The following is a 9624-nucleotide window of genomic DNA, read 5'->3' as shown; positions in this document are numbered from 1 at the left end:
CGTACACATCGCAACGATGCGCCGTGTGCGGGCACACCGCGCCCGGAAACCGTCAGAGCCAAGCGGTTTTCCAGTGCCAAGCCTGCAACGCGGGTCCGTGCAACGCCGACGTGAACGCTGCACGCAACATCACCGCCGGACGGGCGGTGACAGCACGGGGAGACCTCGGCGCTAGCCGGTCTACGAACCGTGAACCTCAACTCTGCTCTCCTGCCGCATAGATAGTGGATTGGATTGGATCCTCTGGCTTCAGCCAGAGGAGGACGTCAAACTCGCTCGATCACCTCCGTGTTGGCCGCCGCGATCGGCGATGTGTTGCGCGACCGGGCGCGGAACGGGCGCCGGGCGGAATGCGAGATGCGCACCAGGATGGCCAGCAGTACATAGTTGGCCAACAGCGACGAGCCCCCGTACGACATCCACGGTGTGGTCAACCCAGTCAACGGAATGAGGTTGGTTACCCCGCCGACGACGATGAACAGCTGGATGGCCAGCGCCGAAGCCAGGCCCGCGGCCAGCAGCTTGCCGAAACTGTCCCGCACCGCGATCGCGGTCCGCATGCCGCGGATGATCACGACGGTGTAGAGCATCAACACGCCGGCCAATCCGACCAGCCCGAGTTCTTCACCGAACGCGGCGACGATGAAATCGGTCGACGCCGCCGGCACCGTGCCTGGCTGGCCATTGCCGAGTCCGGTGCCGAAGACCCCGCCGGTAGCAAAGCTGAACAGCGACTGCACGATCTGGTAGCCGGCGCCATCCGGGTCGGCGAATGGGTCCAGCCAGGTCTGCACGCGAACCCGGACGTGATTGAAAATGAAATATGCCGCAACGCTTCCCAGCGCGAACAAGGCCAAACCGATGACCACCCAGCTGAACCGCTGGGTGGCAAGATAAACGACCACCAGAAACGATGCGTAGAGCAATAGCGAAGTCCCGAGGTCTTTCTCGAAGACCATCACGCCGACCGAGGCCACCCAGGCCGCCAGCAGCGGAGCCAGGTCACGTGGACGCGGCAGATCCATGCCCAGGAAATGCGTACCGGCGCTGGTGAACAGGCCGCGTTTGGCAACCAGCACCGCCGAAAAGAAAACGAGCAGAAGGATTTTGGAGAATTCCGCGGGCTGAATCGAAAAGCCCGGCAACTTGATCCAGATCTTGGCGCCATTCTGCTCAGATAACGACCGCGGCAGCAATGCTGGGATCGCCAGGATCACCAGTCCGGTCAGCCCACAGACGTAGCCGTAGCGGGCGAGCTGTCGATGGTCCTGCAGCCAGATCACCACGAAGGCAAAAGCCCCTACTCCCAACAGCGTCCACAGGATTTGCGGGTTTGCGCGCGCGCTGGCCCCGGTGAGGCGGTCGTCGAGGTCAAGCCGGTGAATCATCACCACGCCCAGGCCGTTGAGCAGCGCCACTATCGGCAGCAGCAACGGGTCCGCGTACGGCGCAAAGCGTCTGATGGCCAGGTGGGCGCATGCGAACACCGCTAAAAACCCTGCGGCGTAATTGATCAGCTGCCAATTCAGGCCGCGTTCCTGGTCGGCCTGCACCAGCGCGAAGGCCGCCGTCGTGATCAGGGCGGCAAAGCACAACAGCAGCAGCTCGGCGTTGCGCCGATTCGGCAACGGAGGTGTCACCGCGACCGGCGGCTGCGGCTGGGTGGTCATGCCGGTTTCCGGCACTCGGTGCCCGGCTGGGGCGGCGGCGGGGCGAGCGTTGTGAGGGTGGGCGCGGCGGGTGTCGGCGATGGATTTGCCGGAAGTTGTTCTGGGGTGCTGGCGCCGGGTTTCGGGGGCTGGGTCGTAGCGGGTGCGGGCGGGGGCGTCGAGGTGGGCGGCGATTGGGCGCGCGCCTGCGGGCAGAGCTTTAGCAGCGACTCGGTCGACAACCTGCGTAGTTGTGCGTTGGCTTGCTCGAGTGTGCCTGCTGGAAGTCCGGCAGCCACTTGGGTGCGAGCCGACTCAGCCAGGTCGGACAGCTTCATCGGTTGGCAACCGCTATTGCCGCCGGCCTGGCCGTAGCGGATTACCGACAGCTGGTTGCGGCTGTTCAGGCAACCTTGCGAATAGGGCCCATGCAGTGGCACACCCAGGATGGACACTTGGATGCCCTGCATGATGGACACGGTGCCGTTGTACGCGCCGACGTAGTAGTAATTGCGGATGATGGTTCGGCCGATGGCTAGGCCTGCGAGCACCAGTAAGACGACGAGCGCGGCACCGATCGCAATTCGCCGGCGCGACCGTTTCGGGCGGGTGAACGTATCGACTTGCGGCAGAACGCGTTTCACTACACTTTTGCGTGGGTTGATGGCCGACGCCCGGCCGGCTGCGGTGTTGGGGCGGGTCAGTTGGTCCTGATAATCGGAGTCGCCGGATACCGCGCCCGCGATGATCGGCTGGGTCGGACCGTAGTCGTGGTCGACGACGTCGGCGACCACCACGGTGACGTTGTCCGGGCCGCCGCCGCGTAGAGCCAATTCGATGAGGCGGTCGGCGCTGTCGGTGACATCGGGAATCTGGAGGGCATCGAGGATGGTTTCGTCGCTGACCGGGTCGGAAAGCCCGTCCGAGCACAGTAGGTATCGGTCGCCGGTGCGTACTTCCCGCATGGTCAGCGTTGGCTCGACCTCATGCCCGGTCAACGCCCGCATGATCAACGATCGCTGCGGGTGGCTGTGTGCCTCTTCCCGGGTGATGCGCCCTTCGTCAACCAAGGTTTGGACGAAGGTGTCGTCCTTGGTGATCTGGGTCAGCTCGCCGTCGCGCATCAGATAGCCACGCGAGTCGCCAATGTGCACTAGCCCAAGACGGTTGCCTGCGAACAGGATTGCGGTGAGTGTGGTGCCCATTCCCTCGAGGTCGGGCTCCATCTCAACCTGGGCGGCGATGGCCGAATTGCCGGCGCGTACCGCGGAGTCCAGCTTGGCGAGCAGGTCGCCACCGGGTTCGTCGTCGTCGAGGTGGGCCAACGCGGCAATTACCAACTGGGAAGCGACTTCACCGGCGGCGTGTCCGCCCATGCCGTCGGCGAGCGCCAGCAATCGCGCGCCGGCGTACACCGAGTCTTCGTTGTTGGAGCGCACCAAGCCGACATCGCTGCGGGCCGCGTAACGCAAGACCAAAGTCACGGGCGCAGCTCGATTACCGTCTTGCCGATATGAACCGGCGTGCCAATGGGAACGCGTACCGCGGTCGTCACCTTCGCCCTGTCAAGGTATGTGCCGTTGGTCGATCCTAAATCTTCGACGTACCATTCCGAGCCGCGCTGAGACAGCCGGGCGTGCCGTGTCGAGGCATAGTCGTCGGTCAGCACCAGAGTGGAGTCGTCAGCGCGTCCGATCAGCACCGGCTGCCCGCTGAGCGTGATTCGTGCACCCACCAGCGCCCCCTCGGTCACTACCAGATAGCGCGCGGCTGTGAGGCGCTGCCGCGACGGCAATAAGGTGCCCCGCAACGTCAAACCGCGTCGCACCATGACCGCGCCGGTCGGCGCGTAGATGTCAGTCCGCAGGATTCGCAGCACCGACCAGATGAACAGCCACAACAGCATCAAGAAACCGGCACGCGTCAGCTGCAGTACTAGTCCCTGCATCTGGCGTCCCCTCCGTCCTGGCGCCGCACGCTTCGCGTGCCCGGATATAGCAACGTCACGATACTTGGACGGCGGTCGAAGCGGGCTGAAGCTGGACAGCTGCGCGACTACGGGCTCAATGGATGTGGACGACGATCTCAGAGTGCCCCAGCCGGATCACGTCGCCGTCGGCCAGCTGCCACTCCTGCACGGGCGCGTTGTTGACGGTGGTGCCGTTGGTGGAGTTGAGGTCTGACAGCAACGCGACGTGGCCGTCCCAACGGATCTCCAAGTGGCGGCGCGACACACCGGTGTCCGGCAGCCGGAACTGCGCGTCCTGGCCGCGGCCGATGATGTTGGCGCCTTCACGCAATTGGTAGGTGCGCCCGCTGCCGTCATCGAGCTGCAACGTGACCGCAGTCCCGGACGACGGGTAGCCGCCCTGGCTGTAGCCCCCGTAGCCGCCGGCTTCCGGGGCCTGGCCGTAGTCATAGTCACGCCCCGCGGGCTCGGGATACCCGCCGCCGTATTGCGGAGCGGGGTCGCCATAACGACCGTAATCGGGCTGTTGGCCGTAGTCCTGCCGGCCGTAGCCCGGCCCACCGGCGTAGCCCTGGTCGTAGCCGCCGCCCTGCTCGGGGTAGGGGGCCCGTTGGTCGGGTGCGCCGTAGCCGCCCTCATCGGGGCGGGCCGGTCCGCGGCCGTAGTCGGCGTACTCGCCGTAACCCTGGCCACCGGGCTGGCCGTAGCCGCCCTGGCGGTACTGGTCATGACCTTGACCGCCGGGGTAGCCGCCGGCCGGTCGCTGCTCGTACTGCGGGTAGCCGCCCTGGTCGGGGTAGCCGCCCTGGTCGGGGTAGCCGCCCCGTTGGTCGGGGTAGCCGCCGCGTTGGTCGGGGTAGCCGCCGCGTTGGTCGGGGTAGCGACCTGGTTCTTGGTAGCCGCCTTGGTCGGGGTAGCCGCCGCGTTGGTCGGGGTAGCCGCCTTGGTCGGGATAGCCACCTTGCTCCGGGTAGCCGCCTTGGTCGGGTGGCGGCGCTGGATAACCCTGCTGGTCGGGGTAGCCGGCCGGTTCCGGCGGATAACCACCTTGGGGAGCCTGGCCACCGCGCGGGTCGTCTTGCGGATGCCCGTAGTGGTCGTCGTAGTAGTCGTCGCCGGGCCGCCCCTGCCCCTGGCCGCCGCGGTAGCTCGAATTCTCGGTCATCGGTGGTACTCCTGGTTCTGCGTTGAACGCATGATCTGATTGTGGCGCGGCGGGCTCGCTAGCCGTCGGGCGGGGCGCGACATCGGGGTTGACAGCACCGCGGGCGCGGAACTGGCCGGTATGTAGGTTCGCCGACTGCTCGAACCGGACGACCACGTCACCATATGTTTGCCACCCCTGTTCGCCGATGTATCCCGTCAAGTGCTTAGCGAAAGCGTCTGAAGTGAGGCCCGGGTCGGCGCCCACTTTCTGATAGTCGTGCATACCGAGGGTAATGATGTATTCGTTGGGAGCCAAAAGCCGATCGCCTTGAAGGGGGCGGATTCCGTCGGCCGCCTCCCTGCGCAGCAGGGCTTCTACCTCTTGCGGGACGATCGAGCCGCCGAACACTCGGGCGAAGGCATCGCCGACGGTGACCTCAAGTTTGCGCTCGATGCGTTGAACTAGCCCCTTCTGGCTGCTCATCTCCAAGCGCCCGCCTCAGTCCTTTATCTATTGCGGCTGCACGGCGGACGATCCTCCGGCGTGTCGCATCACGCGTGTCGTACTCCCAGCATGGTATCGGGCCAGCGCATCACAGGGGCACTTGCAGAACTCTGAGAATCGCATCGGTCCAGGTCAAGCGCGCGTGCGGCGCCCGTGGAGGCGGCGCCGAGCACCACCGTCACGGCGTCGGCGTGGTTGGGGATGCAGGCTATTACAGTGGTAGGCTCCACCGATTGTTCAGGGCGAGTGGCGGAATGGCAGACGCGCTGGCTTCAGGTGCCAGTGTCCTTCGGGACGTGGGGGTTCAAGTCCCCCTTCGCCCACAAACAAAATTGACTTTCAGGCCCGCGCTTATTGGCCGAGGTGTGTCCGGGGTGTGACCTCGCCGCGACGGTGACCAAGAACGCTCATCATCATGATGGTGTTCGTGGGAATCGCCGCTCTCGCGATGGCAACATCCATCGGCTACTACTTCGGTCGGCACGTGGGCCCGACGCGGTCAACCTGGAAGAAGCGCACGAGTCGGATCGCGCTGGGCAGGCTGGCGGTCTGCCTGCTGGTGTTGTTGACGGCGCGCCGGGTCCGGCAGAACTTCCGGGCCGCGCCCGTCTTCGTCGACGCGGTGCACCGGTGGGCACCGAGACTCGTTGCGCCGCTTGAGTTGCTGCGGGTTAGCGTTGCGCGGGTGCGAACCTAGGTGAACGGGAACTGGTATGGCTGCCTTGCAAAATAAAGTCGCGTTGGTGACCGGCGCGTCGTCGGGCCTCGGCGCCCAGACCGCCCGGCTGCTTTCCCGCCAGGGCGCAACGGTTTTCGGGATCGGCCGGGATACTGGACGCTTGGCCGACGTGTTCGCCGACGTAAAACACGGTTCATATGCATCGGTGGACGTTGCCTCGGCGCAGGCCTGCCGAGACGCCGTCGAGCAGTGCGTTCGCGAGTGGGGTGGGCTAGATGTCCTTATCAACATCGCCGGGCGACATCAGATGCGCCGAACGGAGTCGATGACCGACGACGACTGGGCACAAGATCTCGCGGTCAACCTGAGCGGGCCGTTCTTCCTCTGCAGGGCTGCACTGCCCTATTTGCTGGAGCGCGGCGGCAACATCATTAATGTCAGCTCCATTGCCGGCGTCGAAGGGCAGGCCTACTCGGCCGGCTATTGCGCTGCCAAGCACGGGCTGATTGGCCTGACACGTGCTTTGGCGGTGGAGTACACCGCGGATCGCTTGCGCGTCAATGCAATATGTCCGGGCGGCATGCTCACTCCGCAACTCGAACAGTTCAGTGCGCCGGACAACCCGAACTACGACCTGATCATGCGCACGGCCTCGCCGCGCGGCATGATGAAGCCCCTTGACGTTGCGAATGTCATCGCATTCCTTGCCAGCGATGCTGCGGCCGCCATCCACGGCGCGGTCTATCGAGTCGACAATGGCAAGGGCGCCGGCTAGCAGGACCCGGGGGCTAAAGCGTTTGTGACCACCGCAATATCTCGGGCGTGACCGGGTCGGTGATGTCGCTGAATTCCGGGTGCTTCTTGATGAATGCGGCCACCATGGGGCACACGGCGACAACGCGCTTCCCGTCGGCGCGGGTTGCCTCGAGCGCCTCCCCCACCAATATGCTCGCCAAACCGCGTCCTTCGAACTGGTCCTCTACCTCGGTGTGGTAGAACACCCGCCGGTTGTCGCGGTCAGCGACGGCGGCCAGCCCGACGGTCTGACCCTCGACGGCAATGGTGTACTTGCCGTCCGCGGCGCTGACGGTGGTCTGAGCGCCGGTCTTGTCCGTGGTCATTTATGTTCCTTCCCGGGTGGTCGGCAGGCAGCCGTGTCGCCCAGGCTAATGGCTCACTTACGCGGCGGCCGCAGCGCTTGCATCGCGACGCGCATCAACGGCTCCGGCACCCGGTCCTTGGCGGACAGCGCCGCGCTCGCCACCCGGGACCGAAGCAGTGTGCCGCGGCCGAACACCCGGTTCAACGGACCACCCGACGGCTCGATCTCGATGTGCAGCGGCGGAGTGCCTTCCGAGGCGCCCAGCGCCTGAGATATTACGATCCGCTGAATCTCACTGGTCCCCTCAAAGATGGTGTACAGCTTGGCATCTCGATACCACTTCTCGACCGGGTGGTCCGTGATATAGCCCCAACCGCCCATGGTCTGAATGGCCCGCTCGGTTGCCCTGACGGCAACCTCGCTGGCGGCCATCTTCGACATGGAGCCTTCGCCGCGCTTGAACGGGATCCCTTGGGCGGCCATCCAGGACGCCCGCCAGGTCAACAGCCGCGCCGCGTCGATCTGGGTGGCCAGCTCCGCCAGCGGAAAAGCGATGCCCTGGTTGTCGATGATCGGCCCGCCAAACGCCTCCCGCTGGGTGGCGTATGTGGTGGCATATTCCAACGCTGCCCGCGCGATGCCGATCGCCTGGGCGGCGACCATCGGGCGAGTCTGCTCGAAGGTGCCCAATGTCGCGGAGCCGGAACGCTTTCCACTGGCGACGGCTTCGCGCGCTTTAGCGAGCTTATGCTCGAGCCTTTCTTGCCCGCCCAGCAAATTGGCTTCCGGGACCCGCACGCCGTCGAGAAGAAGCTCGGCGGTATGCGACGCCCGGCAGCCCAGTTTGTCGAGTTTGCGGACCATCTTCAGACCGGGTGTGCCGCCCGGGACGATGAACAACGCCTGCCCGCGATGGCCGAGGTCTTCGTCGACAACCGCGTTGACCACATGTACGTCGGCGATACCGCCGTTGCCGATCCACATCTTGTGACCGTCGATCACCCAGTCGCTGCCGTCCCGCCGCGCGGTGGTTCGCAGATTCCGTACGTCGCTGCCGCCTTCAGGTTCCGAGATCGCCAGCGCCGCGAGCTTGAGATCGCCTGGGCTTCCGAAACATTCCGGCGCCCACTCCAGCATCTGCTCCGGGGAGGCAGCTTGCCCGATGGCCGATAGCGCCAGTGCCGGCATCACGATCGCCAAACCGATTCCGGCGCAACCCCAAAACAGCTCCTCCATGAACATCGGCAACGAAATACCCGTTGGGTCGCCGATGAGGTCGCGGTAGAACAGCGGGCCGTAAAAGCCCTGCCGCGCGGCTTCCTCCAGCACCGGCCAGGGGAACTCCTGCCGCTGGTCGTAATCGAGGGCGACCGGACGTATGACGGATTCGGCGAATTCGTGGGTGCGCCGGGCCAGGTCGTGTTGCGCCGCCGTCGGTGTCAGGTCAAAAGTCATAGCGCCCCCGTATCGGTTGGCTCTGTTAGTACCCGTCAGCCAGCCGATTCAACCCAGGCGCTGCCGCTGTGCACCAGCTACATCCCGTTGAGCCGGGTGCTGCTTTGCATTGGCGGCGCTAGTCAGTGAATTTGGTCGGCGAGCGTGTTCACCAGGGTGCCGTTGAGGAATTTGGTGGCGGCCGGCCCACCGGTTTGCAGCGCGGTGATGGTGGCGCCGTCGTCGACGATGACGAGGGTCCCCGAGTAGATCCTGAAAATGGCCGGCAGCCCGGCGTAGCCGCCGCTTCCGGCCCCCTTGTCGGTGCGGGCAACGATCACGACGTCGGTCGACGTGACTTGGTAGTTCGAGTCGCTGGTGAGATTGACTGCAGTGTCGAGTGGGTCGTTGACGTCCCGGGTGAATTTCGTGTTGTAGGTGAACCCGATGCCCTCCAGGTAACTGGTGGCAGGCGATTCGCGGGCGGCGACGGTGGTGGCGCTGTCGGTGTAGTTGACCACAGTGATGGTCTTGCCGGCGAAGGCCGGGTGTTCGGATCTGATTTTGTTCTGCTGCGCCGACGCCTCGTCGAGGAGTGTTTTAGCGGTGTTGTCGCGGCCGAGGGCTTTGGCGATCCAGCTCAGCTGCGTCTGCCATGTCCAAGGTTGCGTAATGTCGTTGGATCGGGTCAGCGTGGGCGCGACGGCGGCCAGCTTGTCGTAGGTTGCCTTATCGATGTCACCGGTGTCGACGATCAGATCGGGTTTGGTCGCCGCCACCGCAGCCGCGTCGGTGATCGCAAGCCGTTGAGGCGACGAATGCACCATGTCTTGCAGCCAGCTCGGCAATGTGCCTGGTGGACCGCTGATCGCAGCGGGTTGAACTCCCAATGACAGCACCGCGTCAGGGTCGCCGGGGCCGAGCGCCGCGATGGACAGCGGGCGGTGATTGAGCTGGACGGTCCCGTATTTGCCGTCAAGGGATTGAGCCTGATAGGGCGGCAAGCCGCCGCCTTGGTGGGCTAGCAGCGACACGCCCACCACGGCCGCGGCCGCCACAATCCCAGCCAGCGCCAGTGCCCCCCAGAGCAGCCCCCGTTTGCGACGGCGGCCGCGGCCGGGCCCTGTAGGCGGTGGTGGT

The 9624-nt window shown here is 65.3% G+C and carries 10 protein-coding genes and 1 tRNA gene; 4 read left to right on the top strand and 7 right to left on the bottom strand.

The window, feature by feature from the left end; all coding sequences use genetic code 11:
- Positions 1-221 (top strand): zinc ribbon domain-containing protein (locus WAN71_RS00955; protein ID WP_422223536.1); only part of this gene is annotated, 221 nt, incomplete at its 5' end.
- A 45-nt stretch (positions 222-266) separates the two neighbouring features.
- On the opposite strand, the gene WAN71_RS00950 is transcribed toward WAN71_RS00955, so the two are convergent.
- From WAN71_RS00950 to WAN71_RS00935, 4 genes are all read right to left on the bottom strand, one after another.
- Positions 267-1670 carry an FtsW/RodA/SpoVE family cell cycle protein gene (locus tag WAN71_RS00950; RefSeq protein ID WP_422223535.1) on the bottom strand — a complete coding sequence of 468 codons (1404 nt, stop codon included), beginning with the start codon at positions 1668-1670 and terminating at the stop codon, positions 267-269.
- Positions 1667-3133, bottom strand: coding sequence for a PP2C family protein-serine/threonine phosphatase (locus WAN71_RS00945; RefSeq protein ID WP_422223534.1), 1467 nt, complete (start codon positions 3131-3133; stop codon positions 1667-1669). Before WAN71_RS00945 ends, WAN71_RS00950 begins: the two co-directional genes overlap by 4 nt.
- Positions 3130-3597 (bottom strand): FHA domain-containing protein FhaB/FipA, encoded by a 468-nt coding sequence (locus WAN71_RS00940; protein ID WP_422223533.1) that lies wholly within the window; start codon positions 3595-3597, stop codon positions 3130-3132. The genes WAN71_RS00945 and WAN71_RS00940 overlap by 4 nt, the downstream gene beginning before the upstream one ends.
- 115 nt (positions 3598-3712) lie before the next feature.
- Entirely contained in the window at positions 3713-5248 is a 1536-nt protein-coding gene (locus tag WAN71_RS00935; protein WP_422223532.1) for an FhaA domain-containing protein, read from the bottom strand.
- Positions 5249-5509: 261 nt separating this feature from the next.
- On the opposite strand from WAN71_RS00935, the gene WAN71_RS00930 reads away from it, so the two are divergent.
- From WAN71_RS00930 to WAN71_RS00920, 3 genes are all read left to right on the top strand, one after another.
- A tRNA-Leu gene (locus tag WAN71_RS00930) sits at positions 5510-5592 on the top strand.
- A 92-nt stretch (positions 5593-5684) separates the two neighbouring features.
- Positions 5685-5966: a hypothetical protein gene (locus tag WAN71_RS00925; protein ID WP_422223531.1), complete on the top strand. Its 282-nt coding sequence runs from the start codon at positions 5685-5687 to the stop codon at positions 5964-5966.
- A gap of 16 nt (positions 5967-5982) precedes the next feature.
- Complete coding sequence (locus tag WAN71_RS00920) at positions 5983-6723, top strand: SDR family NAD(P)-dependent oxidoreductase (RefSeq protein ID WP_422223530.1); 741 nt, start codon at positions 5983-5985, stop codon at positions 6721-6723.
- A 13-nt stretch (positions 6724-6736) separates the two neighbouring features.
- Here WAN71_RS00920 and WAN71_RS00915 read toward each other — a convergent pair whose 3' ends face one another.
- The 3 genes from WAN71_RS00915 to WAN71_RS00905 all read right to left on the bottom strand — a co-directional run.
- A complete protein-coding gene (locus WAN71_RS00915; protein WP_422223529.1) occupies positions 6737-7069 on the bottom strand; it encodes a GNAT family N-acetyltransferase in 333 nt (110 codons plus the stop codon).
- A gap of 53 nt (positions 7070-7122) precedes the next feature.
- Positions 7123-8505 carry an acyl-CoA dehydrogenase family protein gene (locus WAN71_RS00910; protein WP_422223528.1) on the bottom strand — a complete coding sequence of 461 codons (1383 nt, stop codon included), beginning with the start codon at positions 8503-8505 and terminating at the stop codon, positions 7123-7125.
- Between the two features lie 122 nt (positions 8506-8627).
- Positions 8628-9624, bottom strand: a 997-nt coding sequence (locus tag WAN71_RS00905) for an ABC transporter substrate-binding protein (RefSeq protein ID WP_422223527.1), incomplete at its 5' end; no start/stop codon positions are given.

The organism is Mycobacterium sp. (genome assembly GCF_049280035.1).
GTDB lineage: Bacteria > Actinomycetota > Actinomycetes > Mycobacteriales > Mycobacteriaceae > Mycobacterium.
Note: the sequence above shows the minus strand (reverse complement) of the source record. Positions and strands in the feature narration are given on the sequence as shown.